This window comes from Ruminococcus sp. AF31-8BH, assembly GCF_003460605.1.
Taxonomy (GTDB): domain Bacteria; phylum Bacillota; class Clostridia; order Lachnospirales; family Lachnospiraceae; genus Blautia_A; species Blautia_A acetigignens.
Map to the genome: position 1 here is coordinate 214,082 of NZ_QTVN01000003.1, position 19,621 is coordinate 233,702.

Annotated in this window: 14 protein-coding genes; 2 read left to right on the forward strand and 12 right to left on the reverse strand. The window is 45.5% G+C overall.

Features of this window, described 5'->3' with window-relative positions:
* Positions 1 to 11 precede the first annotated feature (11 nt).
* Both DWZ38_RS05285 and DWZ38_RS05290 read left to right on the forward strand, forming a co-directional pair.
* Positions 12 to 1,559: a response regulator gene (locus tag DWZ38_RS05285; RefSeq protein ID WP_021924773.1), complete on the forward strand. Its 1,548-nt coding sequence runs from the start codon at positions 12 to 14 to the stop codon at positions 1,557 to 1,559.
* A gap of 19 nt (positions 1,560 to 1,578) precedes the next feature.
* A complete protein-coding gene (locus tag DWZ38_RS05290; protein ID WP_117850698.1) occupies positions 1,579 to 3,432 on the forward strand; it encodes a histidine kinase in 1,854 nt (617 codons plus the stop codon).
* A 130-nt stretch (positions 3,433 to 3,562) separates the two neighbouring features.
* Here DWZ38_RS05290 and DWZ38_RS05295 read toward each other — a convergent pair whose 3' ends face one another.
* The 12 genes from DWZ38_RS05295 to pfkB all read right to left on the reverse strand — a co-directional run bounded on the left by DWZ38_RS05295 (position 3,563) and on the right by pfkB (position 19,618).
* On the reverse strand, positions 3,563 to 4,981 hold the full coding sequence (locus tag DWZ38_RS05295) for an arabinose isomerase (protein ID WP_117850701.1): 1,419 nt from the start codon (positions 4,979 to 4,981) through the stop codon (positions 3,563 to 3,565).
* A 138-nt stretch (positions 4,982 to 5,119) separates the two neighbouring features.
* Positions 5,120 to 6,523, reverse strand: coding sequence for a rhamnulokinase (rhaB, locus tag DWZ38_RS05300; protein WP_117850704.1), 1,404 nt, complete (start codon positions 6,521 to 6,523; stop codon positions 5,120 to 5,122).
* 338 nt (positions 6,524 to 6,861) lie between these two features.
* Positions 6,862 to 7,974, reverse strand: coding sequence for a substrate-binding domain-containing protein (locus tag DWZ38_RS05305; protein WP_117850707.1), 1,113 nt, complete (start codon positions 7,972 to 7,974; stop codon positions 6,862 to 6,864).
* A gap of 134 nt (positions 7,975 to 8,108) precedes the next feature.
* On the reverse strand, positions 8,109 to 9,086 hold the full coding sequence (locus DWZ38_RS05310) for an ABC transporter permease (protein ID WP_117850709.1): 978 nt from the start codon (positions 9,084 to 9,086) through the stop codon (positions 8,109 to 8,111).
* 10 nt (positions 9,087 to 9,096) lie between these two features.
* On the reverse strand, positions 9,097 to 10,608 hold the full coding sequence (locus DWZ38_RS05315) for a sugar ABC transporter ATP-binding protein (RefSeq protein WP_117850711.1): 1,512 nt from the start codon (positions 10,606 to 10,608) through the stop codon (positions 9,097 to 9,099).
* A 20-nt stretch (positions 10,609 to 10,628) separates the two neighbouring features.
* On the reverse strand, positions 10,629 to 11,606 hold the full coding sequence (locus DWZ38_RS05320; protein WP_021926673.1) for an ABC transporter permease: 978 nt from the start codon (positions 11,604 to 11,606) through the stop codon (positions 10,629 to 10,631).
* A 218-nt stretch (positions 11,607 to 11,824) separates the two neighbouring features.
* Positions 11,825 to 12,817 carry a substrate-binding domain-containing protein gene (locus DWZ38_RS05325; protein WP_021926672.1) on the reverse strand — a complete coding sequence of 331 codons (993 nt, stop codon included), beginning with the start codon at positions 12,815 to 12,817 and terminating at the stop codon, positions 11,825 to 11,827.
* Positions 12,804 to 14,615 (reverse strand): sensor histidine kinase, encoded by a 1,812-nt coding sequence (locus tag DWZ38_RS05330; protein WP_117850714.1) that lies wholly within the window; start codon positions 14,613 to 14,615, stop codon positions 12,804 to 12,806. Before DWZ38_RS05330 ends, DWZ38_RS05325 begins: the two co-directional genes overlap by 14 nt.
* Before the next feature lie 14 nt (positions 14,616 to 14,629).
* Complete coding sequence (locus DWZ38_RS05335; protein ID WP_117850716.1) at positions 14,630 to 15,649, reverse strand: FAD:protein FMN transferase; 1,020 nt, start codon at positions 15,647 to 15,649, stop codon at positions 14,630 to 14,632.
* Entirely contained in the window at positions 15,646 to 17,268 is a 1,623-nt protein-coding gene (locus tag DWZ38_RS05340; RefSeq protein WP_021926669.1) for a response regulator, read from the reverse strand. The genes DWZ38_RS05335 and DWZ38_RS05340 overlap by 4 nt, the downstream gene beginning before the upstream one ends.
* A 365-nt stretch (positions 17,269 to 17,633) precedes the next feature.
* The gene (locus DWZ38_RS05345) at positions 17,634 to 18,644 is read right to left on the reverse strand and encodes an aldo/keto reductase (RefSeq protein WP_021926668.1); all 1,011 of its coding nucleotides are present in this window, start codon (positions 18,642 to 18,644) and stop codon (positions 17,634 to 17,636) included.
* A gap of 44 nt (positions 18,645 to 18,688) precedes the next feature.
* The gene (gene pfkB, locus DWZ38_RS05350) at positions 18,689 to 19,618 is read right to left on the reverse strand and encodes a 1-phosphofructokinase (RefSeq protein ID WP_117850718.1); all 930 of its coding nucleotides are present in this window, start codon (positions 19,616 to 19,618) and stop codon (positions 18,689 to 18,691) included.
* Positions 19,619 to 19,621: the final 3 nt, after the last annotated feature.

Below are 19,621 nucleotides of genomic sequence, written 5' to 3' on the forward strand. Positions count from 1 at the left end.
GGAGTTTTATCATGAAATTACTAATCGTAGATGACGAAGAGCTGACCCGTGTGGGTGTGATTTCTTCTATAAACTGGCAGTCTATCGGAATCGATGAAGTACTTCAGGCGGATGACGGCATGAACGGCCTGGAAATGGCACGCATGCATAAGCCGGATATTATCCTGTGCGATGTGCGCATGCCCCGACTTGACGGGATCCAGATGTTAGAGCAGCTGGAAACCATTCTTCCCGATGTGGTTCCTGTTTTTATGAGCGGATACTCAGATAAGGAATATTTGAAGGCTGCCATTAAGTTAAAGGCAGTCAACTATATTGAGAAGCCTCTGGATCCTCTGGAAATCCAGGATGCTGTGATCGAGGCCAGGGATCTTTGCCTGGAAAGAAAGCGGACCAGACACAACGAATCCATCCATTCCATGGAAAATGCCTCCCGCCTGGCCCTTTTGCTTACCCAGCCTTACGCTCAAGCAAAAGAAAACATTGACCAGCTGCTGGCAGAGCTTTCCCTTTCCATAAGCCCATCTACCAGCTTTACTGCCATTGTTCTGAAAACAGAAACGGAAGAAGAACTTCCTATTAATGAAGCTGGTGCCATGTACATGTCTGTGCGGGAATTTCTGAAAACTTTCCATATAGATTGTATTTTTGCGGAAAAGCGCGTGCAGTATATGGTTTATTTCCTGTTTGGCCCGGCTCCCGGTCCTGCCGCCAGGAAAAGCATTGAGGAGTTCTTCTGCAAGCTTTATTCCCGCTATTCCCGCTTCTGCATTGCGGCAGGGGACACCCTGACTGGCATTTCAAAAGCCTATCAGTCCTATACCTCCGCGGTCATCCTGCTGCAGAACAGCTTCTTTTTCCCGGCCGGAACCTTCCTGTCTCCATTCCATGAAGCACCGTCTGCCTGGAACAAGCCGGAGCTTCCTGCCCATCCGGAGCATGAGCTTCTTACCCTCCTCACAGCCAAGGACCAGGAAGGGACTACTCTTTTTCTGGATAAGCTTATGGAATACTTTGGACGCAACCAGAATATTCTTCCCAATCAGGCAAAGGATCTGTATTACAAGCTTTTCCGTTCCCTGGAGGAAGCGGCGCGGCAGCTGAAGCTGACCCTTTCTGACAAACAGGAAAACCTGATTGATGCCCTTGAGAAAATTTTCTCATTTGGCGAACTCCATCAGAAGCTGGTCCGCAAAACAGAGGCCTTTTTCCAGGCAGTGGACAATACAGCGGAAGAAAACTCCACAATTTTCATGATCAAAGATTACATTAGCCAGAAGTACATGAACGAGACCTTGTCTGTGAAGGATATCAGCGACCATGTATTTTTGTCCACTTCCTATGTGTGTACCTTCTTTAAAAATGAGACTGGACAGACTTTGAATCAGTATCTTACGGAGTTCCGCATGGAAAAAGCCAAGCAGCTGCTTTCCGACCCCAGATATAAGATTGCAGACATCTCTTCTCAGGTAGGCTACAGCGATGGCAATTACTTCGGAAAGAGCTTCAAGAAGTATACCGGATTTTCCCCCTCTGAGTACAGAGAGAAAATGGGATGACAGAAAGGGGGGATGAACTTTGCGGACAATCAAGCAATGGTACCAGGATTTGAACCTACAGTCCAAGTTCACCCTGGTACTTCTTGTGATCGTGGCAATTCCTGCAATTGCCATTATTTTCTTTTTCTATGGAAATGCCTATGACATGGTGGTCTCCTATACCATCCGCCAGGAACAGGACCGCTCTGCACAGACGGCGCCGCTGATCGAGGAATCTCTCCAGAAGATCCTGGATGTGAGCACGGAGATCTCTTCTCTGGATTTTTACCAGACTCTTTTCAAAAATGCCATAACCGATTCCTTTTCGTATCTGGCGGAGTCTGAGGACGCAGCGGATTTTTCAGACCTGATCAGGCAGCTGACCCAGGACACACCTGTGACCAATGTAAAAATTTATATGGAGGTTCCAAAGGAAGCCTCAGCTGATGTGGATGCGTTTTTGAATTCTGATCATCTGAAGGATACCTTCCTTTCCCTGGAACAGGCCAAGGGAACCTACTGGTACGGAATTTTCAGAGGAACCCGGGCAGCCCAGCTGTTCTGCCCTTCCTTTTATCTTGGTGCACAGGAAAAGAAAGCATACGGAGACCAGGCCTACATTACCCATGCTTCCGTGATCTATGACAGCGGAACCTATGATGCTTACATAGCGGTTTACTACTCCGGCTATGATTTCAACCAGATTTTGTCGGAAAATCTCACTCTGGACGGCAGCGTTTCCTATATTATGAATGAGCGAAACAACCTGGTATCTGCTTCCAGCGATTCCCTTGCCGGAATATACTGGCTGGATTACGACAAGATCATGGAATCCTATATGTCTTCCAACAGCTATGTGGAGCAGGAAATCCTTGGAAAGACAGTTTATGTTGGATTTTACCGGATCCGGCAGCCCGGATGGTTTATGGTGACGGTCCTTCCTTCCCAGCCGCTGATCACGCAGAGCAATATTCTGGTGCTTCAGTTCCTGGCTATTTATATTGCAGTGCTGGCCCTGGCCTTTTTCCTGGCAAGCACCCTGTCCAAATCTATTACCGGACGAATTTCTTCTGTCATCAGCCAGATGCGTACAGTACGGCACGGGCCGCCAGTTCCCATGGACAGCCCGGATGCCCACGATGAGATTGGTGATCTGATCGACACCTACAACTATATGACCCGCAAGATGAACCAGCTGATGGAAAAGCAGGCACAGGCTGCGGAGGATCTTCGCATTGCGGAGTTTAATTCCCTGCAGGCACAGATCAATCCCCATTTTCTTTACAACACCATGGATATGATCAACTGGATGGCGCATCAGGGACGTACTTCCGAGGTGTGCAACGCGGTGCAGAGCCTTTCCCGTTTTTATAAGCTGACCTTAAGCCGCAAGAAGGGAATCAGCACCATTGCCAAAGAAGAAGAACATGTTTCCATCTATGTGCATCTGCAGAACATGCGTTATCACGACAGCATTTCCTTTATTTCGGATATTCCGGATGAGCTGATGGAGTACCAGATTCCCAAGCTTACCCTGCAGCCGGTTGTGGAAAACGCAGTGCTTCACGGTATTCTGGAGACGCCAACCAAGTCCGGTACCATTGTTCTTACCGGATGGATGGAGGATAAGGATGTGGTGCTTCTCATTTCTGACGATGGTGTGGGAATTGCACCGGATAAGCTGCCTGTGATTCTTTCCGGTGAGGGAACCAGCGTTTCCGGAGGAACCAATATTGCCATCTACAATACGCACAGACGGCTTCAGGTTCTCTATGGAGACCAGTACGGACTTTCCTATTCCAGCAAGCTTGGATCTGGAACAGAAGTGCAGATTCGTTTTCCTGCAAAGAAGGATGGGATTTCAGAGGAACAAATAAATACAGAGACGAAATGATAACTGCCCTGGGAGAAAGCTTCCAGGGCAATTTTTTTCAGGACAGCAAAAGAGAGAGTCCGCAGGCTCTCCCTTTCGCTGAATATGAATATGTGTACAAAACCATATGATGGTCTTATTATTACCGCAATTATCTTGTTACGATATCAACCGGAATGTTGAAGATCTTGGCAACTTTCAGAAGAGTATCGATATGTCTTCCTGTTGCAGCAGCCATATGATGTGTCGGGCCTGCTTCGCTCCAACGGTTTACGAACTCTCTTGCGCCGCATGTGAAACGTGTTCTCATGTTGGTATCACCGAAGGAAAGGATCGGTCCTTCCTCGTTGATGCCCTCAGCAACAACGAATTTGAAATGTCCGTCAGCATCCTGTGTAATTGCAAGATAGGTAACCGGGCCTGTGTATGGATAGAACTGTGTCAGATATCCGCCGCCTGTTTTGCCGTGGAATACTGGTACGATCTTCATGGTAGGCTTCTTGTCGGAGATGTCAGCATCACCGCTTCCGGAATGACCGATAATGCAGATGTCATCGTTGAAGTCAATGGAGTACATCTCGGAAAGCTGGCCGGTACCGGAAATTGTTTTCAGAATACTCATTGCCATAGCAACCTTCATGTCGCCCTCAACAGCACATGCAGTACCCTGTTTGATCAGCATGGAGAATGCCGGGATCAGCATACTGTCAAGAACACCAGCCTTGCCCTGTGCAAATCCGTCGTAATGGGAAGCGATCATTCCAAGATGCTCATCTTTTACCCATTTCTCAAATGCTACAACGTATTTGGCCATATCCCATACTTTCTCAATGGTTCCGCCGCCTTCGATATCAAAGGTATCAAGGATATCCTGAGCTTTTGCACGGATTGCATCCTCATCTGTGATATCATCAGCGATTGCCCACATCTTCTCCCAGTCGAACTGTTTGGTGTAGAGGAACATTCTGTTGTACAGGTTAGTCTCATCAATGTAAAGGTCCATCATACCTGGGTAAGGTCTTCCGATCTGTGCAATGTTGGTGTCACGGAATCTTCTTCTTACCTGAGCAGCCTTGCACCAGTCTTCGATCTCAGCCTGAACGCCTGGATCTCCGCCTTCTACAACACCTGTGATAACAGCGTGTCTCTTGCCGGCTCTCTCAAGGTCAGCAACAGCTTCTCCAACAGCACCGCAGGCATAGCCTTCACCAAGCCATGCAGCAATGTCTGTGTGATCATAATCCAGAGCTTTCAGCTTCTGAACGTTTACCAGAACAACCGGAACGTCAAGGTCACGGATTGCCGGCAGCATATTGTAGGATGTAGCGTAGGTCAGCATCTGAAGGAAAACAAGGTCAACGTCTGCTGCACGGAATTTATCTCCTGCAACCATAGACTGCTCTTTGGTTGTTACCATTCCTCCATCAATGATCTCTACAGTATCCGGAATTGTTTTCTTAAATGCTTCATACTGAGCTTCAAACTCAGGTACCAGTGACGGGAACTGAGGCAGATATGCTCCTAAAGCAATAGAAAATACACCAACTTTTGCTTTTGTGTTTACTAACATAGTAGTACCTCCTGTTTTATTTGATATATTGTACACCGGTGAGCAATTCACAGGTGCTATCATACATACACTTGTATATCCTGAAGCTTGTTTGAAAAAGGCTCTCTGCAGGATGTGCGTCACAATTTCTTTTTCTAATTAAGCCTGATATACCTTAATTCCAAAGGACTCATGAATTGTGGTACGAGCCTCTTCGATAGATTTGAACTCTTCTGCTTTTAACATCTGAGCGGTAATATTGCCGATCGCGGTTGCTTCTCCAGGACCTGCATGAACTTCCTTGCCAGTTGCCTTAGCTGTCAGCTCATTGAGGTAGCCTGCATTGGAACCGCCGCCTACTACGTGGATACGGCTGTAGGTTCTGCCTGTCATCTCTTCCAGTTCCCTGGCTGTCTTTGCATAGCACTCAGCAAGGCTGGTGTAGATCACAGTTGCGATCTCGCCTAATGTCTCCGGCACCTTCTGTCCGGTTCTGCGGCAGTAATCCTTCACTTCCTCAGTCATGTTGTCAGGGGAAAGGAAGCACTCATCATTAGCATCTACTCTGGATGGGAAATCCTTGGCTTCCTCTGCCATCTGGCAGATCTCTGCGAATCCGTATTTGTCATCAAATTCATGACGAACGGACTGGATCATCCAAAGACCCATGATATTTTTCAGATAACGGAATCTTCCTGCATAGCCGCCCTCGTTGGTCAGGTTCATCTCACAGCTCTTCTTGGAGCAGTCTGCTTTCTCTCTCTCGATACCCATCAGAGACCATGTTCCGGAGCTGATGTAAATGAAATCGTCGTCATTTGCAGGAACTGCAAGAACTGCAGAACCGGTATCATGTGTAGCAGGTGCTACAACCTCTACGTCAAATCCAACCTCTGCTTTTACTTCCTCAGTGAAGTGTCCGATGCTTGTTCCCGGCATGATCAGCTTCTGGAACATTTTTCTCGGATATCCAAGCATATCGATCAGTTCGTAATCCCAATCCTTGGTCTCAGGGCTTACCAGCTGTCCGGTAGTTGCCTCTGTGTACTCGCAGGTCTTCTTGCCTGTGAGAAGATAGTGGAAATAATCCGGTACGTGAAGCATGGTCTCAGCCTGCTCTAAGTACTCCGGGTGTTTCTTCTTTACTGCCATCAGCTGATATACAGTGTTGAAGATTGCCTTCTGGATTCCGGTACGTGCGTAAAGATCCTCAAGAGAGATGATCTTGTAAACTTCCTCGTCCATTCCCTCTGTTCTGTGGTCACGATATCCAACGGTATTTCCAAGGACCTTGTCATCCTTGTCCATCAGTACGAAGTCAACGCCCCAGGTATCTACGCCCATGCTTACCGGGATCTTGCCGATCTCTTTACATTTCTTAAGACCATTCTTGATTTCCTGGAAAAGTCTGTCAAATTCCCAGCAAAGCTCTCCATCTTTCTTTACCATTCCGTTCTCAAAACGATGAACCTCTTCAAGCTCCATCTTTCCGTTCTCAAGATGTCCCAGAATCAGTCGTCCGCTGGATGCTCCAATATCTACTGCCAGATAATATTTTGCCATTTTATAAAACCTCCTAAATATGTATGTGTGCAGTTACTGTATACAGTAACATACTGCATGATTGTAAAGCGAATATTTGTACTTTGCTTTCCTGCTTGTTCATAAATGCAGTCTCATTCATATTTGATGATACCATAGTACTATATTCTTTATTAATATATAAGACCCTTGTTTGTCCAAAAAAGTGTCCTTATTTGCAAATGCTCTCAGTTTTTGCAGATAAAGCCACATATTTTTTCTTTAGCAGAAAACCCCCAGGGCATTGCCCCGGGGGTCTGTTTTATTCACAGTTCAAATGCCTGCAAACACTAGACGTTTCTTCGTCTCTTTATTTCTGATTAGTCATAAAGGTTTGGAGCGATGTCTTCTGCGTCGATGTTTGTAGCATCATACCAGTAACCAGCTGTAGGAACATCCTCAAGCTCCTGTCCGTTAGCTGCTGCTGTCAGAGCGTAGATTGCATAGTATCCCATCATCAGAGGAGACTGTGTAACTGCACCAAGGAATGTGCCATCTGTTACAGCTGCTTTAATGATAGAACCAGCGTCAAAACCAACACCGATAACGTCGCCGTTAGCTGCGTCAGAACCAAGAACGTTCAGGTTAGCGTTAGCTGCAAGAACACCCTCTGCGGAAACCTGGTTGGAACCGAAGATAGCGATGCAGTTTTCCTGAGAAAGGATAGCCTGAGCCTCTGTGGAGCAAAGCTCTACAGTTGTCTGTGCCGGAACTGCAACCTGGATAACAACGTCTGCATCAGCTTCTGTAGCGTCAGCACCTGTTGCTGCGTTTACATAGAACTCATTACCTTTAACTGCTACTGTTTTTCCATCAGCTTTAACAAGCTCGATCATCTTATCGATGAATCCTGTACCACGCTGCTGGATGTTCTGACCTGTAGCATCCTGGTTAACCTCACCGATGATAACCTGTCCCTCAGCATTTGCGATAACGTCTTTGATTGCCGGATACATATTCTCAGCAGCTACAGCACCAGCCTGTGCGTTGTCTGTGCAGACTTCGCAAACTACAGAGCCTTCTGGAGCATCTGTGATACCTGTATCAAATGTAACAACCGGGATTCCCTTATCAACACATGTCTGAAGAGCTTCCTGTACAGAAGAGGTATCGCAAGCTGCAAGTCCTAAACCAACTGGGTTAGCTGCGATTGCTGTGTTAATCATGTTAACCTGGTCAGCGATATCGGACTCACTGTTCGGTCCCTGTGCGGTATAAGTTACGCCTAATTCTTCAGCAGCTTTGTCCATACCTTTCATAGCTGCTTCCCAGTATGTAGCCTGGAAGGATTTAACCATCATTGGGAACTCATAAGCTTCGTTAGCTGTAAGACCATCAAACTGATCTTCCGGAGCTGCCATAACAGTTGTTGCTGCTAAACCAGATACCATTGCTGCACAGAGTACTAATGCCATAACTTTTTTTGCTTTCATTTCTACTTCCTCCTTGAAATAAATTATATAGTTTTTTATGATGATACGCCATTACACCTCTTTGACGCTTCACATCCATTATAAATGTTTCACTCAGACCAGCTGCCTTGCAGCTGGTCTCACATATTCAATTGTTATTTTGCGCTTTTCTTTTCTTTCAGAATATCGATCAGTACTGCAACGATCAGTACAAGACCTGTGATGATCTGCTGCCAGTTCGCCTGAAGACCAACATATGGAAGACCGGTCTTAAGCAGCATGATAACGAAAATACCAACTAAAGTTCCTACTACAGATCCGTAACCACCGGAAGCTGCAACACCACCAACGAATACACCGCCGATTGCATCCATCTCAAGTCCGGCACCTGTACCAGGCTGTACAGTAGGAGTTACTGCTGCATATGCGATAGCTGCAAGTCCTGTAAACAGACCGCATACAACATATACCATTACATGATAGAACTTAACATTGATTCCGGAAAGAGCTGCTGCTTCTTTGTTGGAACCGATTGCGATGGTGTAACGTCCGAATTTAGTATGGTTCAGAACGAACTCCATCAGGATTACCAGAAGAATCATCCACAGGAAACCGATTGGATAACGGGAAGCACTTCTTCCCTGACCAATTGTCAGCTTAAAGATAGAGTGGAACCATCCGCCTGGCTGATTCAGTGTAGGCCATGGTGTAGCACTGCAAAGAGAACCGGCACCACGGGTAATCATACAGGTACAAAGAGTAGCAAGGAATGGCGGCAGATTCATAATACCAATGAGAACACCATTCAATGTACCGATTAAAATTCCGAGTACAATACAAATCAGCATTGCTGCTAATACAGGAACATTGTTGTTTCTTATAAGAGTTCCGCCGATCAGCGCGTAGCATACCATACCAGTTCCGATTGACAGGTCTACACCACCGGTAATAAGCGGGAATGTAACACCGATTGCCATCAAAAGATCATAGTATGAGAAATCTAACATACTAAGGATTGTGGTATACTGTCTGAATTCCTTACTCATGAAGGAAAATACAGCAGACAGCGCAATGATAACCAGCAAAACAACAAATCTTTGATCACTTAAAATACTTTTTTTCTTCTTAGTCATGACGCCCTCCTTATTCGATATTCCGTGTAGCCTTATCCATGATGCGCTCCTGGGTTGCTTCGGAAATATCAATATTTCCTGTTACTTTACCTTCGCACATGATGATGATACGGTCACTCATTCGGAGAATCTCTGTCATTTCAGAAGAAATCATAATAATGGATTTTCCTTCTGCTGCAAGTTTACTCATTAATTTGTAAATCTCGTTCTTGGCGCCAACGTCAATACCTCTGGTTGGCTCATCGAAGATCAGGATTTCACTGTCACGGGTAAGCCATTTTGCAATAACTACCTTCTGCTGATTACCACCGGAAAGATTTACAACCAGCTGATCTGTGGTAGGTGTTTTTGTTGCAAGCTCTTTGACATACTTCTCTGTGACTTTTTTCTCTTTGGACTTATTGATGAATAAACCATTGCAGAACTCTTCCATTGTAGCCAGAGTAGTATTCTCTGTTACAGATTTCTGAACAACAACACCATATCTTCTTCTGTCCTCAGACAGATAACCAATACCATATTTAACTGCATCCTGTGGGCTGTTGATGGTAACCTCGCGAAGCTGTCCTGATTTATCCATAATGGAAATCGTACCGCTCTGCTTCGGATCAGCACCAAACAGTGCTCTTGCGGTCTCAGTACGTCCAGCACCCATAAGACCGGAGAAGCCAAGGATTTCACCTTTATGAAGCTCGAAGCTTACATCCTGAACCATCTTACCTGCGTTCAGATGCTCAACCTTAAGAACTACAGGTGCATCAGGAGCAACCATGCTGTGTTCCTTCGGATCTTCATAAATAACACGGCCAACCATCATATTGATGATATCTTCTTTTGAACTCTCAGCTGTGATCAGAGTTCCTACATAACCACCGTCTCGCATGACAGTTACACGGTCTGTAATAACCTTAATCTCATCCATACGATGTGAGATATATACGATACCAAGTCCCTTCTTACGAAGATCCTTGATGATCTCAAATAAATCTGCAATCTCTTTCTCAGTAAGAGCTGCGGAAGGCTCATCAAAGATGATAACCTCTGCTTTGTGGGAAATCGCTTTTGCGATCTCGCACATCTGCTGCTTACCAACGGTAAGGTTGCTCATTTTCTCTCTTGGATCAATTTCAATATTCAAATCCTGGAACAGCTTCTTGGAATCCTCGATCATCTTCTTGTCATCTACACGGATACCTTTTTTCGGCTCACGTCCGATAAAAATATTCTGTGCAACTGTCAGATCTCCGATCATATTCAATTCCTGATGTACGATTACAACTCCGGCATCCTGAGCTTCACGGGTATTGTGAAATTCTGTTTCTTTGCCTTTATATGTAATTGTTCCGGAATCCTTCTGATAAATACCGGTAAGCACCTTCATCAGTGTAGACTTTCCGGCTCCGTTCTCTCCCATAAGTGCATGTACTTCACCGCGTTTCACCTCGAAATTAACATGATCCAGGGCATGAACTCCAGGAAAGGACTTATCAATATCCTTCATAGTTAAAATAACTTCACCCATTGTCGAATCCTCCCTTATGATCAGTTCTTTCTGCGTCTTGCAGAAACGTCAGCGTAAACTGCTACAATAACAATGATACCAGTGATGATCATCTGCTGTCCTTTACCAAGACCAAATGCCATGATTCCCTGCTGAAGAAGAGAGATGATGAACACACCAATTACAGTACCGCCGATGGAAGCAAGTCCACCAACCATGGATGTACCACCCATTACACAGCCTGCAATTGCCTCGTTGTTATACTGATCGCCATATCCTGGCTGAACGGTTGTATAAGTTGCTACGAAGAACAGTGCTCCGATTCCTACCAGAAATCCGCAGATCATATAAGCAAGCATTCTCCATTTTCTGGTGTTAACACCGGAAAGACGAACTGCCTCACTGTTGGATCCAAGGCAAAGGATATAACGGCCAGGCTTTGTATTATAAAGAACCAATCCGCAAATCACAGCCATTGCAAGGAAAATCACAAGACCAACCGGGAATCCGTTATAAGAAGTAATATTACGGAACCATCCGTTCACCGGATCAGAACTCTGTGGCCAGCTGACTGACTGAGTTTTGGTAAATACAGAAGCAATACCTTTTGCAATGTTCATAGATGCCATGGAAACGATAAATGGCGGAACTGACATATAAGATACCAGCCAGCCATTGAAGGTACCAAATGCAAGACCGATAAGTATACAAAGTACCATAGCAGCCGCACAGGGAACTCCATAAGATGTCATGCAGTAACCGGAAACCAGTGCACAGCAGAACATAACCGGTCCAATGGAGAAATCGATTCCTCCTGTCGCAATTACAAATGTTACTCCAAGTGATAAGAAGCCCAGGAAGTATACATAGTTCAAGGTGGACTTGATACTGTCGCCAACCGGGAATTTACTTCCGAGTACTGCCTTGAAAACTACGAACATGAGAACCAGAATACATACAAGCAGGATTCTGTTCAGGCCGAGCTTTTTCACAATTGGATTTTGTTTTAACTTTTCCAACTTTTCACCCTCCTTAAGTTTTTGCTGCCGTCCACTTTTTCATAAGCTTTACGAACCTTATCTGTGAGCAGCAACGTTTTCGCACTCTCTGCGTTTTCTATATAATAACGTGAATCCTGCACAATTGTAATAGAATATTTTACAGAAAAAGGTTAAATATTTACGGTATGGCCATAAATATTTAACCTTTTACGGAAAATATGAACAGTTATACTATTTTAATCTGCCCCTAATACATTGAAAGGAAAAATCAACTTTTCGATTTCACTGGAATACATATTTTCCGGTGTTACCAGCTGGCAGCCGGAATTTACATTCTCATCATATGGTTTTCCTTTAAGCATGCGCACAGTCTCCATTACGCCCAGATATCCCATTTTAAAAGCTTTCTGGACCACAATTCCCTTGAAAACACCTTTTTCCATAAGCTGAACTGCTTCCTGGGAGCTGTCCACACCCACCACCTGAATTTCCCCCTCTTTTCCGCACTTTTGCACCGCTCTTGCCGCGCCGACAGCAGAGTACTCATTCATGCCGGCAACCATCTCCAGATCCGGATACTTTTCTATGAGAGCCTCTGTAAGCTGAGATGCCTTATCAAACAGAGAATTGCAGTATACCACTTCCACCACATTCTTATTGTAATCTCCAAGCCCTTCCCGAAATCCCTGTTCTCTTTCTACAGCAGTAGATACGCCCTTTACATGACTGACAATGGCAATCCTGGAATTCTCATTCAGAAGAGTCCTTGCATATTCTCCAAGAAGCTTTCCGGCTTCCAGATTATCTGTAGCAACTGTCATATCCTGAATATTGCTTTCTGTGTAGGAATCTATAAATGTGATCTTAATTCCTTTTTCCTTTGCTTCCTGCAAAAGCTCATCGGATGCATCAAAACTGGACGGAGAAAATAAAATAGCATCTGGATTCTCTTCAATGGCCTCTGCCAGAAACTCATTCTGGCGCTCCACATCCTGCTCCCGCTCCGGTGCCAGAATGGTAAGGGAGGCTCCGCATTCCTGAGCCGCCATCCTTGTGCCGGAAATTAAGGAGGTCCAGAAGTCATTGGTTCCGTCTTCAGTCTTGGGAATATAGATCAGGGACCATTTTTTATTGTTGTTTTTCTGCCTGACATACAGCATCGCCCCGGAAGCAAGACAGACAGTCAGTGCGATGCAAAACAGCAAAATCCATTGTTTACGCTTCTTCATCATGTTCCTCCTGCTCCATGGGAATTACCACTGTGACCGTAGTTCCTTTGCCCTTCTCACTCTTATAGCGCAGACCATAATCCTTTCCATAGTACATGGAGAGCCTTCTCTGCACATTGTACACTCCCACTCCATTGGAACGATAATTTACTTTATGCTTCTCAAAAATATGTTTTAAGGTCTCCTCATCCATTCCTACGCCGTCATCGGAAACCTCAAGCACTGCCTCCTGACCTCTCTGGTATCCGGTTACCCGAAGTATTCCCTTTGTCTCCTTGTATTTCAGGCCATGATAAATGGCATTCTCCACAATGGGCTGCAGTGTTAGCTTCACAATGTGGGTATTCATAATAGAAGGATCTACGTGAATCTCGAATTCCAGCTTATCCTTGTAGCGCATTTTCTGGATGGTCAGGTAGCTTTTTACATACTGGATTTCCTGGCCGATGAGAACAGTCTCATCCTCATTGCTGATGCTCTGGCGCAAAAGCCTTGCCAGAGAAGCCGTCATAAGCACAACATCTTCATATTTCTTTCCCTCTGCCATCCAGATAATAGAATCCAATGTGTTATACAAAAAATGAGGGTTGATCTGGGACTGAAGAGCTTTCAGCTCACTCTTTCGCTTCTGCTCCTGTTCATGTACGTTCTGTGACATCAGGTCCTCGATCTTGTGTGTCATTACATTAAAGGATGTGGTCAGGCTGCCAATCTCATTCTTAGAAGGAATCACGACATCTGCTGCCTTAAAGTCTCCTTCCTGCACCTTCTCCATGGAATCACGAAGCTTCTGGATGGGAAGGGTAATGCTTCTGGCTACAAAGCTTGAAATCAGCATGGCAATGGCAATCAGCACAATTGCAGTCATGACGTAAATATTGTTGGCTTCCCTGCTGCTCTTTAACAGCTCTGCCATATTCATGCAGCCTACAACAGTCCAGCCTGTAATGTCAGAATGGGAAAAAGTATAAACCTTCTCATCATCCCCCTCGCCTGTGACCACGGTATCAGAATCCGCATTCATAACAATATCGATGTTCTCTGTCTGCAGCTCATTGTAAAGCTGCTGCTGGCTGGGATGATAAACAATGTTTCCGTCCTGATCCAGAATAAACACGTATCCCTTGTCACCAATGCTGTTCTGGTCACACAGCTCACTGATGGCGCTGTAATTCAAGTCAATAAATACCACACCGTCACTGTTCCCTGTGCCGTAGAAATTATGGACCTCCCGGCTTAAGGTGATCACCCACGGGCGCTGCCCCTTGATCACATGCTGCACATGGGAAGAAGTGAGATTATACTGATTGTAATTGTCCACTGCATTTGTGTACCATTCCTGTGTAGACAGATCCAGATCCGGGTTAATGGCCTGGTAGCCGCTGTTTATCAGCATAACCCCGTCTTTTTGAACGATTCCAATATTGCAGATATCTCCGCGGCCCTTCAGAATGGTGCTGAACTGTTCCAGAAGACGTTTTTTGTGGCCTTCCTTTACTGCATCGTCTTCCCCTATTTTCTGATACAAAAGCTGGTAGGCATCCTGGCTCTTGGCAATAACAGAATCGATATTGTCCATGTAAGTAATGTAAGAATCAATGTTCTGGTTCAGCTGTTTGATAATGGTCTGGGTGTAGATTGCGGAATTCTCATAAATCGCAGAATTGGTGTATCTTACGGAAACAAAAGTAGCCACGATCACGGCACAAAGAACCAGAACAGAGACTGCTGCAAATATGGTGCTCTGAATACTCTTGAATCCTATGGCGAAGTTTGTATTTCTGTTCTTTTTATTCATGGGTCTCTCCCTGCTTACTCAATCGTCTCCCAGTTCTTGTCTGACTGAAAACTGTCCTGAAGCTTCTTCGAGACGTGAATCTGTTCATCTGCAGTAATCAAAATCACATCAAATTCATCCTGGTGCTGCTCCCAGAACTGAACCGCCTTATCATAGCCCATAATATAAAGGGCTGTAGAAAGTCCGTCTGCAAGCGTTCCATCCGGGGACACAATAGTCACGGATAAAAGATCGTTCTCTACCGGATATCCAGTCCTCGGATCTATAATATGGATGTAGGTCCTGCCATCTTCCTCAAAATACCGCTCATAGCCGCCGGAGGTTACAACCGCTTCATTCTGCACCTGAAGAACCCCTGCATAATCCTGCTGGCTGCCCTTGGGATCACGAATTCCCACTCTCCAGCTGCTGCCATCTGGCTTCGTCCCTATAGCCTGGATATTTCCGCCCAGGGACACCATCGCAGAAGAAACTCCATATCCCTGAAAAATTTCGGTCATTTTTTCTCCTGTATAGCCCTTGGCAATTCCTCCAAGATCAATCTGCTGGCCTTCTCCAAGAGTTACGGTATTGCCGCTTATTTCTACCGTTCCTCCATCCACATCAGGAAGAAGGTTCTCAATCTCTTCCCCGGATGGAACATGATACTCCCCAGTAGGAAAGCCCCAAAGCTCCATGAGAGGATAAATCGTATCGTCAAAAAGGCCGTCTGTCTCCTGAAAGATTTCTTTCCCGCGCTGGATAATCTCTGCCAGATCATCTGAAACCTCAAGACTGCCCCGCTGATTCAGGGCATATACCTGGCTTTCTTCATTTTGTGCTGATAAAAGTGCATCCAGTCTCTGCACTTCCTTTGCTGCCTTTTCTACTGCCTGCTGACCGCCCCTGCCATATGCGGTAAACTCCATATAAGTGTCCATGGCAAACAGCTGTTTCTGGTATTTTTCATTTTTGCTGTAATTCTGATACAAGCCTGCCGCTGCGATCAGTGTACATACGCACACGCCAGCTATCATCACCAAACGTTTTTTCATACAGATCTTTTTTCCCTTGCATATTCTGTCGGTGTCTTGCCTGTCATTTTCTTAAAGGAAATACTGAAATAATGAGGGTCGGAAAATCCTACCATCTCTGCAATCTCATAGTTCTTCAAGGTTGTCTGCTCCAGAAGCTCCTTGGTCTTCTCCATTCGGATGCGGCTGAGAAATTCCAGGAACGTTCCGCCTGTGGCTTCCTTAAAAATAGTACTGAAATGGCTGGTACTGATGTTCAGGTAGGAACAGATATCATTCAGGCTTAATTCCTGTTCCATATAATGTGCGCGGATGTATTCCATTGCAAGCACGGCCTGCTTCTGTCCGCTGGAGCTGTTCATGGAGAAACATCTCTCAAATACTTCATGCACATAATTCTCTGCCAGTAAAAAAGCCTCATCAAAGGTCTTCTGTTCGGTCACCTTGCCCATCAACAGCTCTCTTTTGTGAAACAGGTCTTCACCGCCAGAGGTCACAGACTCCCAGCAGCTTCCCGCATGACGCAGGATCATCTGAAGGCACACACATGCCTGGCTTTTGTCTGCTCTTGCATTTTTAATTTTTTCTTTCATGTCAGACAGGGCATGGTTTACTGCCTGAAGATTCCCATTTCGGATTCCATTTGTCATTTCATTTAATGACTGCTGTAGGGAAAGGCTTCTTTCCTCTTTTTGTTCTTCTGTGTCAATCAGAAGATTACCGCCTAACAGGTAACGGAGTCCAATTGCATTCTCTGCCTGCTCGTGGGAATGGATCAGCTCTTCTGGATTTTTAACCCAGCCTCCAATTCCGGCAGAAACCTCGATTCCAATTACTTCTTTTACTTTATTCTGAATTTCTTCACAGATTTCATGGGTTTCCTGGGAAAATCCCCTGCAATGATCTCCCATAAAGAGAATGCACACCCGGTTATTGCCTTCCTGATATGCAATTCCAGCTCCTCTTCCGGTTACGATTTCATCTGCCACATTAAACAGAACAAATGCCATCAGGGCACTTTCCTGCCGTTTCTCCATATCAATCTCATGAATCTCAGAAAACAGATCCATATCAAATACAGCTACCCGGTAGGAGGAGCTGTCCATGTAAATCCCCATCTTTGCCAGTTCATCCAGGCTTTTCTGAACATCTCTGGTACAGCCAACCAGTGCCTCAATGGCTTTGGAGCGGATCACGAGGGCATTCTTATGGTAGTCCTGAGAGGTTTTGGTCAGAGATTCTAATTTCTCCTTCTCTTTGCGTTGCTGGTCAACCTTCTCCTTCATTTTACCGATGACTTCCCGAAGCTCCATGGCGGTAACCGGCTTGAGCATATATTCACTTACATTATACTGGATTGCCTTCTTGGCATACTCAAATTCCCCGAAACCGCTGAAGATCACAATCACAATTTCCGGATAATTATCGTGGAGAAAATGACTTAATTCCATGCCATCCATATATGGCATGAGAATATCGGTAAGAACAATATCCACCGGATGAGTCTTCACAAAATCAGCGGCCTGCTTCCCGTTCTCGCAGTCCCCCACCAGTTCGCAATCCATGGATTTCCAATCAATATTCTCCTTAATCGCATCTCGTACCAGGATTTCATCATCAACAAGTAAAATTCGATACATAGTTTTTGCTTTCCCTTTCTGTCTGTTATTCGTATGTATCTGATCGGCTCCCCCCGGTGCCGGTCTGTACCATATTTCCTCAAAACATTTACCAAATATCATATTATCACATGCCATATCATTATGCAAACCAAACAACTAAGAGTATGTGAAATTCACAGAAAACCCGAGAATTAAGTTTGCGTAGCAAGCGCTGCTTCTTGCGCATTACACAAGAAGATTTGTCTTTCCTGGCATCGAGAAACGTGCTATTGGGCAGCAAAAGCTGCAAAGTTGTCCCTTGCTTCAAGGACTTTGCAGCTTTTGTATGAAATCTTATTGTTTTCCTAGAGTGTGTTTGAAAAAGGCTTTCTGCAAGATGTGCGTTATTTCACAATAACGCCGTCCTCATCCCACAGGTCGTGCCAGTCTTTGGCGCCTTCCCACAGGAATACATGACCCTTGATCAGACGGTTGTTCTTATCTAAGGAACGGATTGTCTCCATCTCCGCATCTGTCAGCGGATCTTCTGTTACGCACTTCAGGTTCATAGTGTAGTTCTTCTCCTTCAAAGAGAACGGAATCGGAGAAATGCCTCTCTGTACTGCCCATTTGATGCAGATTACTGCCGGATGAACGCCATGTGCCTCAGCAATTGCCTTCAGTTCTGGCAGCTCAATATCTGCAATATCCTCTGGCATCTTGTCACGCTCCGGACGCTCCGGGGAACCGATTGGACAGAATCCAACTACTTCAATGCCCTGTTTCTGGCAGTACTCAAACAGCTCTGGCTGCTGGAAGCATGGATGAAGCTCCATCTCAATTGCGGCTGGCTTAATTCTGCAAAGAGGAAGAACTGCCTCAAGCTTCGGAATGGTCATATTAGACATACCAATGTGCTTGGTCAGGCCCATGTCTACCAGACGCTCCATCTGACGCCAGGTCTTCATGAAACGCTCTACTGTAAATGGCTTGGAATCAGGGTTTCTGGAATCCACATCGCAGTGAGGTGCATGATAGTTCGGGAATGGCCAGTGAACATAGTACATATCCAGATAATCCAGCTTCAGGTCCTTCAGTGTCTTAGCGCAGGCAATCAGTACATCTCCATCACCATGCATGTCATTCCATACCTTGGATGCGATGAACAGATCTTCTCTTTTTACAACACCTTCTGCAAACGCGTCAGCAAAAACCTGTCCGATCATATCCTCGTTGCCATAGCAGGCAGCGCAGTCAAAGGAACGGTAACCTACACGGATTGCGCCAGCCACTGCTGCGGAAACAGCATCTGCATCTGCATGGTCACTTCCAAATGTTCCCATTCCTACTGCTGGCAACTTCGCGCCAGTATAAAGTGTTCTCTGCGGAACAATTGCCGGATCGATCATTGTCATCTTTTTATCCTCCTTAACATTTCGCACATTTTTTATATTTATTATTACAGTCTGGTAATCTCAATCTGAGGCAGCAGCTTCTCCATATCTTCCATTACGAAAAATCCGGTCTCTTCTCTCATGGCTGCTGCCGCGGAGATTGCGCTTGCAAGACGCAGGGTCTCCTCTAACGGGAGTCCCTTGGACAAACCAAGGGCAAAGCCTGCGATCATGGAATCGCCGCATCCTACTGTATTCACTGCATCTATTTTCGGAACACGGGCACGGAAAATTCCATCATCTCCCACTGCAAGGGATCCGTCTGCACCAAGGGAAACAGCCACGATCTTCACGCCTCTCTCGTGGATTGCCCTGGCAGCTTCGATAATCTCGGAAATATCATCACAGCGTTTGCCTGTAAGCATACGGATTTCATCAATATTTGGCTTAATCATGGTAGGAATAGTCTCAATTCCCATCTCAAGAAGCTTGCCGCTGGTGTCCAGGATCACTGGAATTCCAGCATCCTTCACAATTTTTACAAGGCGCTGATATGCAGTTCCGTCCAGTCCCTTGGGAACACTTCCCGACATGGCTACTACCTTGGCTTCCTGAACCAGCTGGCGAAACTTCGCCTCAAAACCAGCGAAATCCTCCTCTGTCAAAGTGAATCCAGGTTCCAGGAATTCGGTCTGTACCTGATTCACTTCATCCCAGATATTGATGCAGGATCTGCTCTCAGCATCCACATGGTAAAAAGCACTCCTGATTCCAAAAGGCTTCAGTGCATCCTCAATATAGGCACCAGCGTGGCCCCCCGCAAATCCGGTAGCCACTACCTCTGCTCCATAGATGGAAGCTGGCTTGGACACATTCAGTCCCTTGCCGCCCGGTACATAGGTGCACTCTTTCACACGATTTACCTCGCCGGTGCGAAAGCCCTCTACTACATAGCGCTTATCAATTGCAGCATTTAATGTTACTGTCAGTATCATATG

Excerpts from the sequence above, each read along its gene's own strand:
- DWZ38_RS05285 (WP_021924773.1), top strand. The coding sequence starts at position 12 with ATGAAATTACTAATCGTAGATGACGAAGAGCTGACCCGTGTGGGTGTG.
- DWZ38_RS05295 (WP_117850701.1), bottom strand. The coding sequence starts at position 4,981 with ATGTTAGTAAACACAAAAGCAAAAGTTGGTGTATTTTCTATTGCTTTA.
- rhaB (WP_117850704.1), bottom strand. The coding sequence starts at position 6,523 with ATGGCAAAATATTATCTGGCAGTAGATATTGGAGCATCCAGCGGACGA.
- DWZ38_RS05305 (WP_117850707.1), bottom strand. The coding sequence starts at position 7,974 with ATGAAAGCAAAAAAAGTTATGGCATTAGTACTCTGTGCAGCAATGGTA.
- DWZ38_RS05310 (WP_117850709.1), bottom strand. The coding sequence starts at position 9,086 with ATGACTAAGAAGAAAAAAAGTATTTTAAGTGATCAAAGATTTGTTGTT.
- DWZ38_RS05315 (WP_117850711.1), bottom strand. The coding sequence starts at position 10,608 with ATGGGTGAAGTTATTTTAACTATGAAGGATATTGATAAGTCCTTTCCT.
- DWZ38_RS05325 (WP_021926672.1), bottom strand. The coding sequence starts at position 12,817 with ATGAAGAAGCGTAAACAATGGATTTTGCTGTTTTGCATCGCACTGACT.
- DWZ38_RS05330 (WP_117850714.1), bottom strand. The coding sequence starts at position 14,615 with ATGAATAAAAAGAACAGAAATACAAACTTCGCCATAGGATTCAAGAGT.
- DWZ38_RS05335 (WP_117850716.1), bottom strand. The coding sequence starts at position 15,649 with ATGAAAAAACGTTTGGTGATGATAGCTGGCGTGTGCGTATGTACACTG.
- DWZ38_RS05340 (WP_021926669.1), bottom strand. The coding sequence starts at position 17,268 with ATGTATCGAATTTTACTTGTTGATGATGAAATCCTGGTACGAGATGCG.
- DWZ38_RS05345 (WP_021926668.1), bottom strand. The coding sequence starts at position 18,644 with ATGACAATGATCGATCCGGCAATTGTTCCGCAGAGAACACTTTATACT.
- pfkB (WP_117850718.1), bottom strand. The coding sequence starts at position 19,618 with ATGATACTGACAGTAACATTAAATGCTGCAATTGATAAGCGCTATGTA.